Below are 20089 nucleotides of genomic sequence, written 5' to 3' on the forward strand. Positions count from 1 at the left end.
TATGAGGTGATGATATCACCTCTAACTAAGTGACCAAATTCAGCGTACCACTACAATTGTGCCTGAGTTCAGCAAAGACGATTCCTTTGAAGTGAGCTGGCCACAACTGTTTGACGAAGTGAGTGAAGCGATAAAATCCGGGCATAAGGTGAAGCCAGTTTTGTTAGGCCCGTTATCTTATTTATATCTTGGTAAAGAAGTGGAGGAGGGTTTTGATCGTTTAACTTTGCTTCCACGCTTGCTTACCGCTTACCAAGCGATTCTGGCAAAACTGGCCAAGTTGGGCGTTGAGTGGGTACAAATCGATGAACCTATCCTTTCTCTGGAACTTGAGACTAAGTGGGCAGATTCATTCAAATTGGCTTATCAGGTGATTCAAGGTGATGTGAAGCTACTCCTTACCACGTACTTTGATTCTGTGACTGACACGTTAGATAAAATCATGGAACTGCCCGTCAACGGCTTACACATCGATTTGGCTGCCGCACCCCAGCAACTCGATCAAGTGGTGAACAAGCTACCTGAAGATTGGGTGCTTTCTGCAGGAGCAATCAACGGACGCAATGTTTGGCGAGCAGACTTAGCCGCGCAGCTTGAGTTGCTGCAACCAGTGAAAGAAAAGCTAGGCGATAAACTATGGGTCGCAAGTTCATGTTCATTGCTGCATAGCCCAGTCGACCTTGAGTTAGAAGAGACGCTTAGCGAAGAAGTGAAGAGTTGGTTTGCCTTTGCAAAACAGAAAGTCACTGAGGTGAGCTTATTGGGTGCGGCGTTAGACGGCGACCAAAATGCCATTTTAGCGTGTGAGACGTATAGCCACCCGATTGTTGCACGCAAGAGTGCAACTCATGTGAATAAGCCGCAAGTTCAAGCTCGTATTAACACGATAACTAAAGCGCTAGCAGAGCGCACTGCTCCATACGCAGAACGTGCCGCGCACCAGTCTGAGGTGTTAGGCTTACCGCTGTTACCAACCACAACCATTGGTTCATTCCCACAGACAGGCGAGATCCGTGTTCAACGTAGCGCTTACCGCACTGGCAAACTGAGTGAAGCGGAATATAACACTGCATTGAAAGGCCATATTGCGGATGCCGTTAAACGTCAAGAAGCACTGGATTTGGATGTGCTTGTTCATGGCGAAGCTGAACGTAACGACATGGTGGAGTACTTTGCAGAAAACCTAGCAGGCTTTCAAACCACTAAGTTTGGTTGGGTACAAAGCTATGGCTCACGCTGCGTGAAGCCGGCGATTGTGGTCGCGGATATTGAACGAGAAAAACCAATGACGGTGGAATGGTCGACCTATGCCCAATCTCTGACCTCGAAGCAGATGAAAGGGATGCTGACAGGCCCAGTCACTATCTTATGTTGGACATTCCCACGTGAAGACATCTCACGTAAAGAGATCACTAATCAATTGGCATTTGCGCTGCGAGATGAAGTGTCTGATTTGCAAGACGCGGGCATCAACATTATCCAAATCGATGAACCAGCGATTCGTGAAGGTCTGCCATTGAAAAAGCGCGACCACGCAGAATACCTAGAGTGGGCGGTCGATGCCTTTAAGATCTCAGCGGCAAGTGCTAAACCAGAAACTCAGATTCATACCCACATGTGTTACAGCGAGTTCAACGAGATCATTGATTCAGTAGCCGCGCTAGATGCCGATGTGATTACCATTGAGACTTCTCGCTCGAACATGGAACTGCTGAAAGCATTTGAAGAGTTCAACTACCCGAATGCGATTGGACCTGGCGTTTATGACATTCACTCACCAAACATCCCTTCAGAAGAGTGGATTATTGATTTACTTAAGAAAGCGGCAGAGAAACGTTCCAGCGGAACGTTTGTGGGCAAACCCTGATTGTGGGCTGAAGACACGGAACTGGGCAGAGACGGAAGCGGCGCTGACTAACTTAGTTTCGGCAACTAAAGCACTGCGTAAAGAGTGGGAATCAACCGAGGCATAATTCAGCTTAGGATTTTGATTGCTTCATAAAACAAAGGCCTCGCATTTGCGAGGCCTTCTGGTTTTATACTTGTTCGGTCGAATCTAGTTGCTGCTCTGACACGTCTCTTTGCTGATCAACTTCTCAACCATCAGTTGTCCGCGAGTGTTGCGAATCTTGATGTTGTAAGCCAAGCCCATATCGAGGTTTGCTCTCACTTCAGAGTTGGTGCAGTAGCTATTCACACTCATGTCTACAACTTGGTTTAAAGGCTTAGCACCTTTTGCATCTTGGTTGTAGATCATCATGATTTCGATAACCGTGTTTTTTGCTAACACGCGCATGACCGACAGTGGACCATACTCAATCGGCAGGCCTGCAGATAAAACGCCAGCTCGGTGCTGCGCCATCATCTCTAGCTGTCTTTGTTCGTCTTGCTCACTTGAAGCACAGCCTGCAAGCAGAGCTAAAGCCAGTGAGCCAATAATCCATTTTTTCACGTTAAAATACTTTCTTGAATGGTTTTACAATCACATTTTGGTAAACGCCAGCATCAATGTACGGGTCAGCGTCTGCCCATGCTTGTGCATCTTCCAAAGAGTTAAATTCAGCAATCACAGTTGAACCTGTAAAGCCCGCTTCGCCAGGGTTATCTGAGTCAATAGCTGGCATTGGACCTGCTGTTAACAGTCGGCCTTCATCGTGAAGTGTTTGTAGGCGTTCTAGATGTTGTGGGCGAACACTTAGGCGTTTTTCTAATGAATTTTCGACGTCTTGAGAAAAAATCACGTACCACATATTGAGATATCCTTATTTTACTTCACTAAATTTGGGGCGTTTAAATTCGCTATCTTGCTAATTTACGCGAACTAATTGGTATTGGAAGGGCTAATGATAAGAAATTGTGAATTGGTGCGAGAGAGTTGTATGGTCGTTAGGGCGTGTTGACCTTTCGTGGTTAAATTTTGTTCGGATGGGGACGCCTAGTCAAAAGCGTTTTAATCGCGGCGAGGGGGGAAGTCGCCTAGTCATTCTAAGCAAATCTCCCTCAACAAAGAGTAAAACGCTTTTTGCGGGGGCGCCCAGCTCGAACCCTTCGGGCAGCGTTTGCTGGTCATTTCTACTACGTTATCGGCTTCTCATGTAGGCTAGCTACACATCGACGCCTCTGCCTTGTATAAATACCCAGTAACTCGCTGCAAAAATCAGCTCGAAAGATCAACACGCCCTAGTAATTTCATTTATAAAAACTAAAGACCATCGATGCCACACGCTTAATAAAAGGTGTTATTTGTTGATTGGACGAGGCTTACCACTTTCATCAACCGCAACGTAGTTGAATGTCGCGCCACACACCTTGTAGCGGTCACCGATACCGTGGTCAAGTACAGGCTTAACCCATACTTCTAGGTCGATATTCATCGAGCTGCGACCAATCTTAGTGCAGTCACCATAAACACACACAACATCACCTACAGAAACCGGCTGTTTGAACTCGATACTCGATACTGAAACCGTGACTATCTTGCCGTTAGATATCTCTTTTGCCAGTATGCCGCCAGCAAGGTCAAGCTGTGACATTATCCAACCACCGAAAATCTGGCCTGCTGCATTTGTATCAGAAGGCATCGCTAATGTGCGAAGAAGTAAAGAACCAATCGGGTTCAAAGTTGATTGAATAGTCATTGTCGTACTCTTAATGGTATTGATTGTTTTATATAAAAATAGATGTGTTTACGAGACTCGTGGTGGTCTAACTTTTAACGTCTTCACCGAACACAAATAATCAGCGGCCAATGATCACGAGTATCATTGGCCAATCGCATATTGATAATAATTGTATCAAATAGGGTATGAGGACTCATCCCTAAGGGCTATTTCTCGTCGGTATTTTTATCCGTTAACTCTTTCTGCTGGTCTTTTGGTAGATGCTTATAGATATAAACACCAGTGAGCAAGGTGAAGAGCAAGGTCGCGATGAGTAGACCAAACACTTTGAAGTTGACCCAAACATCCAACGGTAGGCTGAAAGCAACGTAAACGTTGAGAACGGCACATAGGGTAAAGAACAGCGTCCATGCCCAGTTGATCTTGCCCCATACCGAATCAGGCAGTGTGATCTCTTTGCCTAACATACCTTTAATCGCTGATTTGCCCATGATGTGACTGACCGTCAGGCCAATCGCAAACAGTGCGTAAACGATGGTGACTTTCCATTTAATGAAGTTGTCGTCGTGCAAGAAGATGGTCATGCCACCAAATACGGCAACCATTAGAAAGGTGATGACCTGCATTTTTTCGACTTTCTTGTAGATGAAATAAGTCAAAATAATTTGAACTGCAGAGGCAACGATCAAAGCGCCGGTCGCGGTATAGATGTCGTACATCTTATAAAGCGCAAAGAAAATAATGAGAGGAATGAAATCAAGAATTTGTTTCATGAGACACTGACTATCCAGTTAGTTGAGTTGCTGACAGTCTAACGAAAACTGTCTCGATGCTAAATAGCTCGAGACAATTGGGTGCCAATTAATTCAATCTAACCACTCATCGTGTTTAAAGAGTTGAAGCAGGTTATCGCATTGACGAGGTTTGATAGCGAGGTATCAGCTTTTTGATATCTTCAAGGTAACCTTCGCTCTTTAAGCTGTCTAAGGTGTTTTCGAGCTCTTGCTCACTCATGGCAAAACATGTCGATTTACCGGTCGTTAAGTCGAGATACTCGTGATATTCACGCTCTGTGAAGTGGCCAATTCTGTCCATTAATAGGGTTTTAATTCCATGGTGAATCAAGCCGTAATACGTATGTCTTTGTAAGGTCATAGCCTATCCTCCGTGACAAGCTGCAGTGAAACTGGTGCAACCTGCTGTATATTGGTTGGGTTATCTATGACAAAGCAATTCGAATGCCATTTTCTCCAACAGAACAGAACAAATTCCCGACTAAATAGAATTGAACTTCTTTTCAAATAGTTAAAGGAAGGTACGTTCTATTCTCTGACAATCAATACGAAACAGACATCAAATAGTTTCATTTTGAGAACGGAAAAATTCTCATTATGACGCTCTCCTGCCGCTTATAAAGAGGCCTACCAACAATGATTGCCGCTAATCGACGAGCCAATCAACAAGCGTAGATAAGGATGTATTTTGTCGATTCTTGGGTTGCAGCAAGAAGTAACCATTTCCAGAGAAAACACTGCCTTCACTCACTTTTACCAATCTACCTAAATCAATATCTTGCTTGGCCAGTGTGATGTCGCCTATGGCAATGCCAAACCCTTGAATGGCGGCGTTCATAGCTTGATCGAGTGTCGCGAATTGTTGGTTGTTCTTGCTTGAAAGGTCGTGGCTGCCTATGTGCTCTAACCAAAGTCGCCAATCACTTTGCTCATTGTTGGCGTGTAGCCAAGTGTATTGGGCAAGCTTGTGTGGCTTGATGATGGTCGATGCGTCGTCGACAAGATGGCTCTGTGTAATGCTTTGTGCTTGGCAAACGGGCGCTAGCTGCTCGTTAAACAATAATTGGCTGATAATCGATTGTTGGTTTGGCTTCTTACCATAGGTAATTACGGCGTCAAACGGATCAAAGCTTGGTTCGAAGACGTGCTTGATGGTCGACGTCAGTTCGACATCAATTTCAGGATAGGCTTGCTGAAAAGACATCAACTTAGGTAGTAGCCAAGAGGTAATACAGCTCGGTGCGTTGAGTTTGATCTTAGACGGAGAGCTAGCCACTTGATTTAGAGCCGATTGCAGCTGATGAATCGTTCCTTGTATCAGGGGAACCAGTTCTTCTCCTTTCGGCGTTAAAGACAATCCGCGAGCATGGCGATAGAAGAGATCACAGCCAAGGCTTTCTTCAAACGACAATACCTGACGACTCACTGCACCTTGCGTAACATTGAGCTCATGTGCCGCGCGTGTAAAGTTGAGGTGCCTTGCCGTAGACAAAAACGCGAGCAAGGTTTTGGTTGAAGGAAGTGTGCGATTCATATCTTTACCTATGACTTTTTATCATGGCTATTATGTGATTATTTCGATTCATTTATCAATAGTGTTCTGTTTGAATGTAAATACTTAATCATCATTTGTGATTCAATATGTGTATAAGTCACATTTTTTGAATATGAAGGCAATGATGAAGACATTGTGATTTTGTGAAAGGGATAGCTTCTTGACATCTTTTATTGATAGCTTAGTGCCTCAGGCTGTAAAAAAATTAATACCTTATCAATCGGCAAGAAGAATTGGTGGTGATGGACGTGTCTGGCTAAACGCCAATGAATTGGAAAGCTCGCTGTTTCAAGGAGAAGCAAGTCACAACCGATACCCAGACTTCTTACCACAAGATATTGCTAAGGCTTATCAAGATTACTGTAGTACCGATGCCGCGACTGTGGCTGTTCGTGGTGCAGATGAAGCGATTGATTTGCTGATCAGAACATTCTGTAAACCGGCGTGCGACAACATACTTATCTGCTCTCCAACGTATGCGATGTATGAGTTTTGCGCTGATGCATTGGCGATTAATACCTTGGACTCTCCATTGCAGGAAGACTTTAGCCTGAACGTCGCTGATATTGTGAATAAGGCAAAACTGGCGAATATCGTGTTTCTTTGCTCACCAAACAATCCAACGGGCAATGTGATTCCTAAATCGGATTTGATTCAGGTACTGGAAGGCACGACTGGAAAATCTCTAGTGGTCGTCGATGAAGCGTATATCGAATTTGAACCACAAACGTCAGCCGTTAGCCTTATTGAGCGTTATCCGCACTTGGTTGTGATTCGCACTTTGTCTAAGGCATTTGGACTGGCTGCAGTTCGTTGTGGTTTTATCTTAGCGAGTCAAAATGTGATGCAGTATGTCGCGAAGCTGATTCCACCTTATCCGATGCCAGATTGCTCATCTCAAATTGTATTAGACGCGTTGTCTGATGAACGAGTCTCAGTGATGCAAGATGCGACGCAGAATCTGGTTGAGCTGCGTAACTGGTTTGCTTGTGAGTTAACGCAGTTTGATTTCATCGAGTCTGTTTACCCTTCATCGACAAACTTCATTTTGCTGCGTCAAAAAGCTGGGCATCAAGTGTTCAGTGTCTTGGCGAAGGACGGCATTGTGACAAGGAACCAAAACCATGAACCGGCTTTGCGTAACTGTGTTCGAATCAGTATTGGTAGCCAAGAGAGCATGCTAGAAGTGATAACGTCACTAACACGTTACCAAACCGAATTAGAACAGAGTCAACAAGGCAAACACATTCAACAAGTTCAACATAAAGAAACTCAATCTCAACTCGATAAAGATCATATCTAGGATGGCAATGATGAAAAAGATAATACTAGGACTCGCTTGTGCGGTCGCTTTACTTGGTACAACGGTACAGGCGAAAGAAATCCGTTTGGCGTCGGACTTTACGTATCCGCCATTCAACTATAAAAACAGCGACGGTGTGCCTGTCGGGTTTGATATTGAGATAGCTGATGCCTTGTGTGAGCAAGCTAAACTCGATTGTACTTGGGTTTCACAAAGCTGGGATTCGCTAATTCCAAGTTTGTTGGCAAGAAAGTCAGATGTGATTATGGCGTCAATGCGTATCACCGAAGAGCGTAAGCGTAAGATCTTATTTACTGATAAGTACTACCAAACTCCAGCCGTGTTTGTTGCTGCTAAAAGCGCGGAGTTCAGCGTTGATGAGGCGGGCTTGGCGGGCAAAACTATAGGTGTTCAACAAGGTACGATTCACGATCGCTACGTAACCGACAAGTTTGGCAGTGTGGCCAACATTAAGCGTTACACAGGGCAAGATGAAGTGTATCTGGATCTGCAAAATGGTCGTCTAGATCTAACCTTTGGCAACTCGGATCAACTGTCATTAGCTTTCTTAGATAAAAAAGAAGGTGAGGGCTTTGAATTTAAAGGTAAAGCAGTAACCGACAAAGCCTACATTGGCGAGGGTACGGCGTTAGCACTAAGAAAGCAGGATTCAAAACTGGCGAAACAATTCAATGCCGCGATTGAAGAGATCAGAGCGAACGGTACTTACGACAAGATCGCCGCTAAGTACTTCACGTTTGATATCTATGGCGCTGATTTGTAATTCGTTTAACGCCTAAAAACTAGAACACCAAAAACAAAAATCCGAGGGCTGTGAAGCTCTCGGATTTTTGTTACAAATAATTCGTCTTAGTAAGATTCCCACCGTTGTCTTTATCCCTGCTTATCCACTCTTGTTCCATACGCTCAGCCTAAAACCTTACCTCGACCACCTCAGAAATCGCCGTTCACGATTCGCTTTTTCAATCGATGAGACCTTCTTTGTCCGTGCTTAATTACTGATTTTAAGATCTTAAAATAACACAAATTTGCGCGTGATTTTTGCTAATAGACGGTTCTAAAAGCAGTTGAAAGCGCTCGGAATTCCCCAAAAATCCGAAGTTAGACTGCTTAATGGTCTAATTGGTGCCAAATATGATTGGTATCACAATCAATTCAGCTCTCTGGCAAATAGATGAACCTTAGCTCACAAAATATACACATAGTATTGTAATACAAAATATATGAAGGTAAGAATATTGTAATGAAACGTTACTGCTATGAGCGATGTGCAATTGAACGTTAGATTTCAAACTTAGCTATAGCGTTGCATATAAAACTGTACCTCTTACAAAATGGATTCTGGAGAAGAACATGAAAAAACACCTACTGACGATTGCAGCGGCTTCAATTCTGATGGCATTTGGCGCTCAAGCAAAAACTTTGACGTTAGGGCATGCAATGTCATTAGAAAGCGCAGCTCACCAAGGCATGGTGATCATGGCTGATAAAGTGAAAGAAAAATCGAATGGTGAACTTACGATTAAGATCTTTCCAAACGGTCAATTAGGCTCTGAACGTGACCAAGCGGAGCAAGTTGTTACTGGCGCGATTGATATGGCCAAAATCAATGGTGGGTTAGCCGAATCTTTTGAACCAACGTTTAAGGTTAATGCACTGCCTTTCTTATTCCGTGACGTTCCACATATGAGAACCTTCATGCGAAGTGAAGCTGCACAAGAGATGCTGCTTTCAAGCGAAGGTAAAGGTTTCATCGGTCTTACATTCTATGATTCAGGCACACGTAGCTTCTACGCTAAGAAAGCCATCAACTCACCAGCAGATCTAGCTGGCATGAAAGTTCGAGTTCCTGGTTCTCCAACCATGATGGAAATGGTTAACTTACTTGGTGGTAAAGCAACGCCTGTACCTTTCAATGAGGTATACACGGCTCTGCAACAAGGTGTAATTGATGGTGCTGAGAATAATATTTCTAGCTTAGTTGAAATGAAACACAGTGAAGTTGCCAAATTTTACTCTATGGACCAGCACATGATGACGCCTGACGTGATCATCATTTCTGAATACAAATGGGGTACTTTAACGGCTAACGAGCAAAAAATCTTAAAAGAAGCTGCAGCTGAGTCTCTTGAAGAGCAGATCAAAATCTGGGACGCAACAGATGAAATGAACAAAGAGAAAGGAATGAAAGCAGGCGTAACGTTTGTTGATGTTGATAAAGCCCCGTTCCGTGCCGCTGTTAAACCTATGATTGATGAAGCCAAAAAAGACCCTAAATTAGCTTCATTCATTGAAAAAATTGAAGTTCTGTAATCAGTCTTAGTGAAAATATAATTTTGCCTTGGCTTTGCTAAGGCAAAATTTTTTGAGGTATCACACCATGTTAGCAACTTTCAGAAACCTACTTGATAGGTTGATTCTTTTTGTCTCTTCTTTTGCATTAATGTTACTTGTCGTTACTGTCACTTGGCAGGTTTTTAGTCGCTATGTTTTGAATGACCCAAGTAACTGGACTGATGAACTTGCTCGTTATGCGATGGTATGGCTTGGCTTATTAGGAGCAAGCTACTTATTCGGTATCAAAGGACACTTAGCAATAACGTTATTGGATGGTTATCTTAAGGGTAAAGCACATATCGCATTACATGTACTCATCAATATCATTTCTGGCGCATTTGTATTTCTAGCAATGCTTCAAGGTGGCATCGCCCTAATGGGAAGAACCACACAACAACTCTCTCCAGCACTGCAATTACCGATGTCGACGGTGTATTCAATATTGCCGATTTCAGCCGTTATTATCCTCATTTATTTGGTCATGAATACGTTTGATCTTTTTTGTGAACCCAACAAAAAATAAGTTTTAAAAGGACTCTATATTATGGATTTGTCCATTGGTGTTTGGCTGCTAGGCCTATTCTTATTCATGATCGCGATAAGCATGCCGATTGCGATTGCAATTGCCATGTCATCTTTAACCATCATGTATTTCATCTTACCGTTTGAAGTCGCCAGTATTACTGCGGGTCAAAAAATCATTACCGGTATTGATAGTTTCAGTTTATTAGCCATCCCTTTCTTTATCCTCGCGGGGAATATAATGAATGTAGGTGGCATCGCGAGTCGACTCATCAACCTTGCAAAGCTCTTGGTTGGTTGGATCCCGGGCTCACTTTTTCACGTGAACATCTTCGCCAATATGATGTTTGGCGCCGTTTCAGGATCAGCCGTTGCAGCAGCAGCTGCGGTTGGTAAAACCTTAGGCCCAGAATTAGAAAAAGATGGTTATGATAAAAACTTAGCAACAGCAGTAAACGTTGCATCTTGCCCGGCAGGCTTATTAATACCGCCGAGTAATTCACTGATCGTATTTTCAGTGGTATCGGGTGGAACATCCGTTGCGGCGTTGTTTATCGCAGGGTATGTCCCAGGTATTCTAATGGGCTTAAGTTGTATGGTCGTCGCCTATTTCATCGCTAAAAAGAAGGGCTACAAAACAAGTGCGAATGACGGCTTCACAACGAAAGATGTGCTGAATATTGTTTGGCAAGCAACACCAAGCTTAGGGCTTATTGTTGTTGTTATTGGCGGTATTATTGGTGGTATATTCACTGCAACAGAAGGGGCATGTATAGCGGTTCTATACTCTTTTATACTGTCACTCTGTTACCGAACCCTCAAATGGGCACACTTTCCGATAATTTGTAGAGAAACGGTTCAGGTTACTGGCATTATGCTGTTCTTGATTGGTGCTTCTACCATTATGTCATGGGCAATGGCGTTTACCGGTCTACCAACCATGATCAGTGATTGGATGCTCTCTATTTCAGACAATCCAATTATCATCTTTATTCTGATGAACCTGATTCTACTGATTGTGGGTATGTTTATGGACCTTACGCCAGCCGTATTGATCTTTACCCCTATCTTTATGCCGATTGCTGAGCATTTAGGCATGCATCCAATTCACTTTGCGATGATGATTATCTTCAACTTATGTATTGGTATTGCAACGCCACCCGTTGGTACGGCGCTATTTGTGGGTTGTAGTGTCAGTGGCTCCAAGATTGAGAATGTTATAAGAAGTATCATGCCGTTTTGTGCCGTATTGATCGTCACACTGTTGGCCATTACTTTTATTCCTGAAATTAGTTTGGCTCTGCCTCGTGCGTTTGGATTAATCAATTAGCCTTACAAGGGTAAGATTTACCGAATCAATATCGATCATGACCTAATAAAAAAACCGCCTCATGAAGGCGGTTTTATTTATCAATCAAACTGAAGCTTAATATTACGCTTGCTGTTTTTGTAGCTCAGCTTCTTTCGCTTCGTCTTCGATTAGAGAATCAACGATGACTGCACATGCTGCATCACCAGTGATGTTTAGAGCAGTACGGATCATGTCGAAGATACGGTCTAGAGCGAACAACAGAGGTAGACCTTCAATAGGGATACCAGCTGCTAGAAGAACCGCAACCACTAGGAAAGAAGGACCTGGAACACCTGCTTGACCAACTGCGCCTAGAGTCGACGTTACGATGATAGCAACGTAAGCACCCATAGAAAGGTCGATGTTGAACAGCTGTGCGAAGAAGATAGCAACTAGGCCGTAGTAAATTGCGTTACCAGACATGTTGATCGTCGCACCAAGTGGCAGAACGAATGAAGCCGTAGAGTTACGAACGCCAAGTTCTTTCTCTACCGTTTCCATTGTTACTGGCAGTGTCGCCATTGAAGATGCTGTTGATAGTGCAACCGCTTGAGGCTTCTTCATTGCCACTAGGAACTTCTTAGCAGAAGTCTTAGTGAAGATTTGAATCATTAGCGGGTAAGCAACAAAGCCGAAGATCAGAATCGCAGCGATGTAGACAACGAACAGTTTGAACACAACCATAAGTGCGCCAAAGCCGAATGTACCCACAGCTTCTGCCATTAGGCCGAATACGCCTAGTGGTGCAATGATCATAACCTTGTTGATCATCCAAACCATAGCGTCAACAATCGCGTTTACGCCATTGATGATAGGGTCACGTTTCTCTTTCGCTTGTTTAGAAATCGCAATACCGAAGAATAAGCAGAAAACTAGAATTTGCAGAATGTTTGCTTCATTCAGTGATTGGAAAACGTTGGTCGGGATCATGCCTGTGATGGTTGCCCAGAACGTTGGAAGTTCACCTTTCGCAGCGTATTCAGAAGAGAACATGCCTTCAACGCCAGAAACATCGATACCACGACCTGGTTCGAATATTTCACCCATTACTAGCGCTAGTGCTACAGCAAGTGCAGACGTTAGTGCAAAGTAACCTAGAGTGGTCACGCCCACTTTACCTGCTGATGAGCTGTTGCCTAGACCAGCAGCACCTGAAATTAGGGCAACCGCGACTAGAGGGATAACCAGCATCTTGATCAAATTGATGAAGATAGCACCCAGTGGAGCGAACATAGTTGCGCTGTCACCCATCATCGCACCGACTAGGGTACCGATGATCATTGCAATAACGACTTGAACGCCGATGTTGCTTAGTAAACTCTTTTCTTTTAACACTTCCATAACCTCTGTGCTACTAAATATAAAAATCCCAGAACTACTCACCAATGTACGATGTACCATTGGATTAATATTTCGCGAGAAGTTTTACACGTATCTTTTACATTTATCAATATGAGCAGAGATGAAAGAACACCAAAAAGCAGTAATCAAATGTCATTTGATGATTTTTCACACTAAAGCAAACGTTTGCTTTTTGATTTGTCATTATTTTTATAAATGGTGGTGATGTTTTTGTGGGGTATTATAGGTGTGCTACAGGTTTGTATGAGGTGTTGTTTTTATCAGAAATTTAACAATTGAGAGGGTTTGGACGTGTTCTCGGAGAAAAACTCCCACAGCGCTAATTATCGCACTAGTGGGAGCCTATTTATTATTTTTGCGTTGCCGCTTTCATTGGCGTAACAAACTCAGCAAGTGCTTTAAGCATTGCTTCTGGTTGTTCAACGTTGTTTTCAATGATTTTCACAACCGCAGAGCCAGAGATAGCACCAGCAGCGCCAGCTTCGATGGCTTCTTTTACTTGCTCAGGAGCAGAGATACCGAAACCAAGCAGTGCTGGTGGCGCATCAAACTTGTTCAAACGGTCAAGTAGGGCTGTCACAGGCATGTTTGCTTTGGTTTCTGCACCCGTTACGCCAGCACGAGAAAGTAGGTAAGTGTAACCACCACCTAGCTCAGAAACCGATTGAAGCGTCTCATCACTTGCTGTTGGTGGAGCAATAAATATTGGGTGAATACCAAACTTCTTAGCTGCAGCAACAAACTCGCCACTCTCGTTGGTTGGTACATCAGCAATCAATACTGAATCGATACCTGCATTCGCACAACGCTCGTAGAAGTTCTCGATACCACGTGCGTACACCAAGTTTGCGTACATCAGTAGGCCGATTGGCAGATCTGGGTATTTAGCACGAATTTGACCAATAAGATCAAAACACACATCTGGCGTTACTTTTGAATCTAACGCACGAATGTTTGCACCTTGGATTGTCGGGCCATCTGCAAGCGGATCTGAGAATGGAATACCAAGTTCAAGTGCATCAGCACCCGCTTCAACGAGTGTTTCCATGATCTTAAGAGACTGCTGAGGGTTAGGATCGCCAACCGTTACGAATGGTACAAATGCGCCCTGATTCTTTTCAGCTAAGCGAGTGAAGAGTGATTGATAGCGATCCATTATAATGCTCCTTTCTCTTTAAGAATGTCGTGTACAGAGAAGATGTCTTTATCACCACGACCAGATAGATTAACCACTAATAGCTGTTCTTTCTCTGGGTCATCGTGAGCCATTTTAACAGCATGAGCCAAAGCATGAGATGACTCTAGCGCTGCGATAATACCTTCTTTACGTGCAATCAATTGGAACGCTTCTAGCGCTTCGTCGTCGGTCACGTTGTCGTATTCAGCACGGCCAATAGCATTTAGGTGCGCGTGTTGAGGACCAACTGATGGGAAGTCTAGACCCGCAGATACAGAGTAAGACTCTTCTACTTGGCCGTTCTCATCTTGCATCAGTGGCGCTTTCATGCCGAAGAAGATACCGGTTTTACCGTGCTTAAGCGGCGCGCCGTGTTGGTCGGTATCAATACCTTTACCAGCCGGCTCTACACCGATTAGGCGAACAGTTTCTTCTTCAATGAAATCCGCAAACATACCGATAGCGTTCGAACCACCGCCGACACAAGCGATAACCGCATCAGGAAGGCGACCTTCACGAGCTAGAATTTGGTTCTTCGTTTCTTCACCAATCATGCGTTGGAAATCACGAACAATCGTTGGGAATGGGTGAGGGCCCGCTGCAGTACCCAATAGGTAATGCGCGTCTTCATAAGTTGCAGACCAGTCACGTAGTGCTTCGTTACACGCATCTTTTAGCGTTGAAGAGCCAGAATGAACAGGGATAACCTCTGCGCCCATTAGCTTCATACGGAACACGTTCGGGCTTTGACGTTCAACGTCTTTTGCACCCATGTAAACACGACACTTAAGACCTAGTAGAGCACACGCTAGAGCCGTTGCCACACCGTGTTGGCCTGCGCCAGTTTCAGCGATGATTTCCTGCTTACCCATACGTTTTGCTAGCAATGCTTGACCAAGAACTTGGTTTGTCTTGTGAGCACCGCCGTGAAGTAGATCTTCACGCTTTAGGTACAGTTTTGTTTTTGTACCTTTTGTTAGGTTGCGTGCTAGCGTTAGTGCCGTTGGACGACCTGCGTACTCTTGCAGAAGCGTCATGAATTCACTGCGGAACTCAGGATCGGCTTGTGCATCAATAAATGCTTGTTCTAGTTGGTCTAGTGCTGGCACTAGGATCTGCGGTACGTATTGACCACCGTATTCACCAAAGTAGGCATCGAGTTTAGCCATTGTGTTATTCCTTCAATTCTACTGATGTGTATTCACACCAAGTCATTTAATCTTGTTTGAGCTTCGCAAAAGGCAAAGCTCACAAATATGTTTTTAGTTTCTGCTTTCTAATTTCTAGCGCCGAGTTTGGACTAGTAATTGCGAATCGCTGCAAAAGCACGTTGCAGTTTGTCTGCGTCTTTTTTTCCTGGAGCAGATTCAACACCAGAGTTTAGGTCTAATCCTAAGCAACCCAACTTAGCCGCTTGGTTAGCATTTTCTGGGGTTAGACCACCCGCCAACATGATTGCGCTTTGGTTGTTGATTAGGTTCCAATCGAACACTTGGCCTGTGCCACCAGTTTGAGAACCCACTTTAGTATCTAGCAGGTGACGAGTCACGTTGCTTTCCAGTAATTCTGGTAGCGAGCTCTCAGCATCGGGAGAAACACCGTAAGCTTTCCAAATCTCAACGCTTTCAGGTAGTGACTGTTTTAGCTCATCGACAAACGCTTGAGACTCATCACCGTGCAATTGCACAGCGAACAGGCCTAGCTCAGAAACCGTTTTCGCAACGTCAGTAACGCTGTGGTTTTGGAACACACCCACGTAGTTCAAAGGTGCGCCGCTCATAGTCAAACGAGCCGCTTCGATATCCACATGACGCTTAGATGCTTCAACGAATATCAGACCACCGAATACCGCACCAGCTTGATAAGCCTTTGCTGCATCGTCAGAGTGAGTTAAACCACACACCTTGTTTTCACCCAGTGTTACTTTGCGTACCGCAAGCTCGAGGTTCTTCTCTGCCATTAGAGAGCTACCGATTAGGAAGCCATCTGCAAACGTTGAAAGGTCACGAACTTGTTGATGTGTGTAGATGCCAGACTCTGAAATCACAACTGCGTTTGGAGCCAGTTCGCGAATCAGCGGCGCCAACTCTTTAGTACGGTTCAAATCAGTCGAAAGGTCACGAAGATTACGGTTGTTAATGCCGATCACCTTAGCGTTTAGAGCGACTGCACGGTGAAGCTCTTCTTCGTTGCTGACTTCGGTCAATACACCCATGTTGAGTGAGTGAGCGACTTCCGCCAGCGCTTTGTACTCTTCGTCATCTAATACCGATAGCATTAACAAGATAGCATCAGCTGAGTAATGACGAGCTAGATACACTTGGTAGGTATCAACCATGAAGTCTTTACACAGGATAGGCTGCTTAGCAATGCTGCGAACTTTAGGTAAAAACTCAAAGTCACCTTGGAAGTACTTCTCGTCTGTCAGCACAGAAATCGCGTTTGCGTGGTTGTTGTAAACAGAAGCAATGTAGTCGAGGTCAAACTCGTCACGGATTAAACCTTTTGACGGAGAGGCCTTTTTACATTCAGTGATGAAAACCGTTTGTTCTCCGCTCAGAGCGTCATAAAAGCTGCGGTCTGTTGCAGTTAGTGACGCTTTAAACTCGTCTAATGGTTGAGTCTGCTTACGTGCTTCAACCCATTGGTATTTATCACGAACGATTTTTGCTAATACTTCCGCCATTTCAGCTTCTTTGACTGAAACGTGGGTCGACAGTTTATCGGTAGTCTGTGTCATGTTCTTTGTCTCGATTCGTCGTTCGTTAGGCGTGTGCAGCAAGCTTTTGTACAAGCTCGTACGCTTTGCCAGAGTTCATCGCGTCAATCGCTTGCTGTGCGTTGGCTTTTAAATCTTCGTGACCAAATAGACGCATCAATAGAGCAACGTTCACGGCTACTGCGCCAACTTGGGCTTCAGTGCCTTTACCCGTTAGGATATCGGTTGTGATGGCTTTGTTCTCTTCTGGCTCACCGCCCTTGATTGCTTCAAGAGGGTGAGTGTTCAAACCAAAGTCAGCCGGAGTCACTGTGTACTCGTGAATCTTGCCATCTTTAATCTCAGCAACGATAGTCTCGCCGTGAATCGCTACTTCATCTAGGCCGCTACCGTGCACAACAGCTGCACGCTTCATGCCCATTTGCAGCATGGTTTCTGCGATAGGGCGTACCAGCTCTTTGCTGTAAACACCCATTAGCTCGATGTTAGGGCGAGCAGGGTTAATCAGTGGGCCAAGAATATTGAAGATAGTGCGCGTTTTCATGGTTTGACGAACAGGCATCGCGTGACGTACACCAACGTGATACTGCGGAGCAAATAGGAACGCTACGCCAAGTTCATCAACAGCCGTACGCGTGTCTTCTGCTGTCATCGCTAGGTTGATACCGAACGAATCCAATAGGTCAGAAGAACCTGATTTGCTCGATACGCTGCGGTTACCGTGCTTCGCGACTTTTAAGCCACACGCTGCGGCAACAAATGCAGAAGTCGTCGAAATATTAATGGTGTTGTGACCGTCGCCACCTGTACCAACGATGTCTGCGAAATCGTAATCAGGGCGAGGGAACGGGTTTGCATTCGCAAGCAGTGCTTTCGCCGCACCAGCGATCTCATCGGGCGTTTCGCCTTTGATTTTTAGTGCAGTCAGCGCAGAAGCCATCAAGATTGGGTCAAGTTCCCCCTTGATGATCACATCAAACAATTGTTGGCTTTCTTCTTGAGTAAGAGACTGCTGTTCGTAAAGTTTATTAATCTGTTCCATGATCGTTTCCTATTTTCCAGTCTTTTCAAGGCGAAGAGGTTTCTCAAGAGCCCATTCGATAGCGTTTGCTAGAAGCGTTGCACCGTAGGTCGTCATAATTGATTCAGGGTGGAATTGGAATCCACACACCTTGTCTTGTTCTTGAACCACAGACATCACCAAATCATCGACTTCAGCTGTCACCGTTAGGCTATCAGATACATGCGTTGCCACTAAAGAGTGATAGCGAGCGATAGCCAGTGGCGAAGGTAAGCCTTGGTAAGTCGCATGGTTTTGGTGTTCCATCATCGACACCTTACCATGAATGATTTCGCCAGCGCCTGCAACGGTGCCGCCATAGGCTTCAACGATTGCTTGGTGGCCTAAGCAAATACCAATCATTGGTACTTTACCTTTTAGAAGCTGAATTAGCTCTGGCATACAGCCCGCATCTGCTGGAGCGCCAGGGCCTGGCGAAAGCAGTGCAACAGGGTTGTCTAGTTCGTTGATCGCAGCTTCAACAACCTTTGCCGGAATGTTGTTACGGTAAATCTTTACGCTGTGACCTAATGAACGAAACTGGTCTACAAGGTTGTAAGTGAATGAGTCGAAGTTATCGATGAATACAATATCAGCCATGATTACGACTCCTTCTTGTTTGATGTGTTCTGATTTACTGCAGCGCTTTTAGTGTGTGCAGCTTGAATCGCTGAGATAACCGCTTGTGCCTTGCCGCGAGTTTCATCGGCTTCTGCTTGTGGGTCTGAGTCAAATACGACCCCAGCGCCTGCTTGTACTTGTGCCACGCCATCTTCAACGTAAGCAGAGCGAATTACGATACAAGTATCTAGCGTCCCTTCACCAGTTAGATAACCGACTGCACCACCGTAGCTACCACGACGCGTTTTTTCTACGTCTCGAATAAGCTGCATTGCGCGGATTTTTGGTGCGCCCGTTAGCGTGCCCATGTTCATACAAGCTTGGTAAGCGTGCAGAGCATCTAAGTCTTCACGGAGCTGACCAACAACACGAGAAACCAAGTGCATTACATGGCTGTAGCGGTCTACTTTCAGTAAGTCTGCTACGTGGCGAGTGCCAGCTTCGGCAATACGTGCCACATCGTTACGCGCTAGGTCAACTAGCATCATGTGCTCGGCGTTTTCTTTCTTGTCGGTACGCAGTTCAAGCTCGATACGGCTGTCTAGGTCGAAATCGATTTGACCGTCAGGGCGCTTACCACGACGACGAGTACCAGCAATCGGGTAGATCTCGATTTGGTTGGTTTCTGTCTCGTATTTCAGCGCGCTTTCTGGAGATGCACCGAACAGAGTAAACAGCTCGTCTTGCATGTAGAACATGTAAGGGCTTGGGTTGCTTTGTTTGAGTTCTTTATAAGCCGCCAGTGGGGCAGGGCAAGGTAGAGTGAAGCGGCGTGAAGGTACCACTTGGAATACATCGCCTTTAACTACGTACTCTTTTAAATCACGAACCGTTTGGCAGAAGTCTTCATCTGAAACGCTAGGTACAGCTTCAACGTTGTCTAACGGCGTTACTTCAGTGATGGCTTTCAGGGACTGACACTGAGTTTGAATGTCGGCTAGACGGTCAGTTAATTGCGCTTTGATGTTGTCATCTTGAGCAAATAAGCTCGCGTGAAGTAGGCCTTCGTTCTCTTGGTGATCGAAACGCAATAGTGTTTCAGCTACGTAGAATACAAAGTCAGGACAATTGTTGGTTGCTTCAGCATCACCTAGTGGCTCAAAGTTTGCCACGATGTCGTAAGCGAATAAGCCCGCCATGAATAATGCGTGTTTGTTATCCGCGTCTTGCTCAAAGCTGTGCTGAACCAAACGCAGTGCATCGAATGAAGAGGCTTCTCTTAAACGTGAGTCTTCGTCTAATTCGTTGCTTGGTTCGATAAAAGTCAGCGTCAAAACGTTATCAGTAAGGTCAGATTTAATTTCTGCTTTCACGTTTTGAGTGAGATGTTCGATAAGCGCTTGACCGTTTTCAGTCAATGCTTGAAAGGTTACTTCATGTCCGCGACATACGATGCGAACAGCAGAGTCGATAAGGAGTAGGCTTGTCAGGTTCTGTTTAGATTCAATCTCGGCAGATTCCAACAAAAGACTATCAGTTTTGTTTTCACACAAAGTATGAAAAACGCTGGTTGGATCTTGCGAGTAAGGAACTGAGGAATTGATGACCTCAATGGTTCCCAGCTTTTTGATTTCAATGGCCTTGTTCACAAGACCTCCTTTATGATTCTTTAAATTTCCTGCCGTACATAGTCGCATAAAGATACCT

At 44.7% G+C, this 20089-nt stretch carries 18 protein-coding genes and 1 pseudogene; 6 read left to right on the forward strand and 13 right to left on the reverse strand.

Translation table 11 applies throughout. The annotated features are described in order from the left end of the window. Positions 1-36: 36 nt before the first annotated feature. Positions 37-1973: pseudogene (gene metE / locus AB6E78_RS18715) on the forward strand (5-methyltetrahydropteroyltriglutamate--homocysteine S-methyltransferase); the annotation flags it as partial. 83 nt (positions 1974-2056) lie between these two features. Here the strand turns inward: metE and AB6E78_RS18720 are convergent. The 6 genes from AB6E78_RS18720 to AB6E78_RS18745 form a co-directional block, all read right to left on the reverse strand. Further along, entirely contained in the window at positions 2057-2452 is a 396-nt protein-coding gene (locus AB6E78_RS18720) for a GspS/AspS pilotin family protein (protein WP_048612785.1), read from the reverse strand. A gap of 1 nt (position 2453) precedes the next feature. Beyond that, positions 2454-2750 (reverse strand): YciI family protein, encoded by a 297-nt coding sequence (locus tag AB6E78_RS18725; protein WP_004741234.1) that lies wholly within the window; start codon positions 2748-2750, stop codon positions 2454-2456. Positions 2751-3239: 489 nt separating this feature from the next. Further along, the gene (gene yciA, locus AB6E78_RS18730; protein WP_017061510.1) at positions 3240-3638 is read right to left on the reverse strand and encodes an acyl-CoA thioester hydrolase YciA; all 399 of its coding nucleotides are present in this window, start codon (positions 3636-3638) and stop codon (positions 3240-3242) included. A gap of 188 nt (positions 3639-3826) precedes the next feature. Further along, positions 3827-4393 carry a septation protein A gene (locus AB6E78_RS18735; RefSeq protein WP_017061509.1) on the reverse strand — a complete coding sequence of 189 codons (567 nt, stop codon included), beginning with the start codon at positions 4391-4393 and terminating at the stop codon, positions 3827-3829. Positions 4394-4526: 133 nt separating this feature from the next. Next, entirely contained in the window at positions 4527-4775 is a 249-nt protein-coding gene (locus AB6E78_RS18740; RefSeq protein WP_017069991.1) for a hypothetical protein, read from the reverse strand. Positions 4776-5060: 285 nt separating this feature from the next. Next, positions 5061-5948, reverse strand: coding sequence for a LysR substrate-binding domain-containing protein (locus tag AB6E78_RS18745; RefSeq protein ID WP_017063534.1), 888 nt, complete (start codon positions 5946-5948; stop codon positions 5061-5063). Positions 5949-6129: 181 nt separating this feature from the next. Here AB6E78_RS18745 and hisC point away from each other — a divergent pair, with 181 nt between their 5' ends. The 5 genes from hisC (at position 6130) to AB6E78_RS18770 (ending at position 11482) form a co-directional block, all read left to right on the forward strand. Continuing rightward, positions 6130-7272, forward strand: coding sequence for a histidinol-phosphate transaminase (gene hisC, locus AB6E78_RS18750; protein ID WP_372132817.1), 1143 nt, complete (start codon positions 6130-6132; stop codon positions 7270-7272). Between the two features lie 10 nt (positions 7273-7282). Further along, positions 7283-8056 (forward strand): ABC transporter substrate-binding protein, encoded by a 774-nt coding sequence (locus AB6E78_RS18755; RefSeq protein WP_102393430.1) that lies wholly within the window; start codon positions 7283-7285, stop codon positions 8054-8056. 590 nt (positions 8057-8646) lie between these two features. Further along, complete coding sequence (locus tag AB6E78_RS18760; RefSeq protein WP_017061504.1) at positions 8647-9606, forward strand: TRAP transporter substrate-binding protein; 960 nt, start codon at positions 8647-8649, stop codon at positions 9604-9606. A gap of 67 nt (positions 9607-9673) precedes the next feature. After that, positions 9674-10153 carry a TRAP transporter small permease gene (locus AB6E78_RS18765; protein ID WP_004736522.1) on the forward strand — a complete coding sequence of 160 codons (480 nt, stop codon included), beginning with the start codon at positions 9674-9676 and terminating at the stop codon, positions 10151-10153. A gap of 21 nt (positions 10154-10174) precedes the next feature. Next, positions 10175-11482: a TRAP transporter large permease gene (locus tag AB6E78_RS18770; protein WP_010438025.1), complete on the forward strand. Its 1308-nt coding sequence runs from the start codon at positions 10175-10177 to the stop codon at positions 11480-11482. A 102-nt stretch (positions 11483-11584) separates the two neighbouring features. On the opposite strand, the gene AB6E78_RS18775 is transcribed toward AB6E78_RS18770, so the two are convergent. The 7 genes from AB6E78_RS18775 to AB6E78_RS18805 form a co-directional block, all read right to left on the reverse strand. Next, positions 11585-12904 (reverse strand): dicarboxylate/amino acid:cation symporter, encoded by a 1320-nt coding sequence (locus AB6E78_RS18775; RefSeq protein WP_321163247.1) that lies wholly within the window; start codon positions 12902-12904, stop codon positions 11585-11587. Positions 12905-13214: 310 nt separating this feature from the next. Beyond that, a complete protein-coding gene (gene trpA, locus AB6E78_RS18780; RefSeq protein WP_017070760.1) occupies positions 13215-14021 on the reverse strand; it encodes a tryptophan synthase subunit alpha in 807 nt (268 codons plus the stop codon). After that, positions 14021-15211, reverse strand: a complete 1191-nt coding sequence (gene trpB, locus AB6E78_RS18785) for a tryptophan synthase subunit beta (protein WP_017063541.1) — start codon at positions 15209-15211, stop codon at positions 14021-14023. Before trpB ends, trpA begins: the two co-directional genes overlap by 1 nt. Positions 15212-15342: 131 nt before the next feature. Next, complete coding sequence (gene trpCF / locus AB6E78_RS18790; RefSeq protein ID WP_017063542.1) at positions 15343-16782, reverse strand: bifunctional indole-3-glycerol-phosphate synthase TrpC/phosphoribosylanthranilate isomerase TrpF; 1440 nt, start codon at positions 16780-16782, stop codon at positions 15343-15345. Positions 16783-16807: 25 nt separating this feature from the next. After that, positions 16808-17803: an anthranilate phosphoribosyltransferase gene (trpD, locus tag AB6E78_RS18795; protein WP_009848756.1), complete on the reverse strand. Its 996-nt coding sequence runs from the start codon at positions 17801-17803 to the stop codon at positions 16808-16810. Positions 17804-17812: 9 nt separating this feature from the next. Further along, complete coding sequence (locus tag AB6E78_RS18800; RefSeq protein WP_017063544.1) at positions 17813-18421, reverse strand: aminodeoxychorismate/anthranilate synthase component II; 609 nt, start codon at positions 18419-18421, stop codon at positions 17813-17815. Positions 18422-18423: 2 nt separating this feature from the next. Next, positions 18424-20031 (reverse strand): anthranilate synthase component 1, encoded by a 1608-nt coding sequence (locus AB6E78_RS18805; RefSeq protein WP_017070758.1) that lies wholly within the window; start codon positions 20029-20031, stop codon positions 18424-18426. Positions 20032-20089 lie beyond the last annotated feature (58 nt).

The organism is Vibrio sp. 10N.247.310.98 (assembly GCF_041467395.1).
In the GTDB taxonomy this organism is placed as follows: Bacteria; Pseudomonadota; Gammaproteobacteria; order Enterobacterales; family Vibrionaceae; genus Vibrio; species Vibrio crassostreae_C.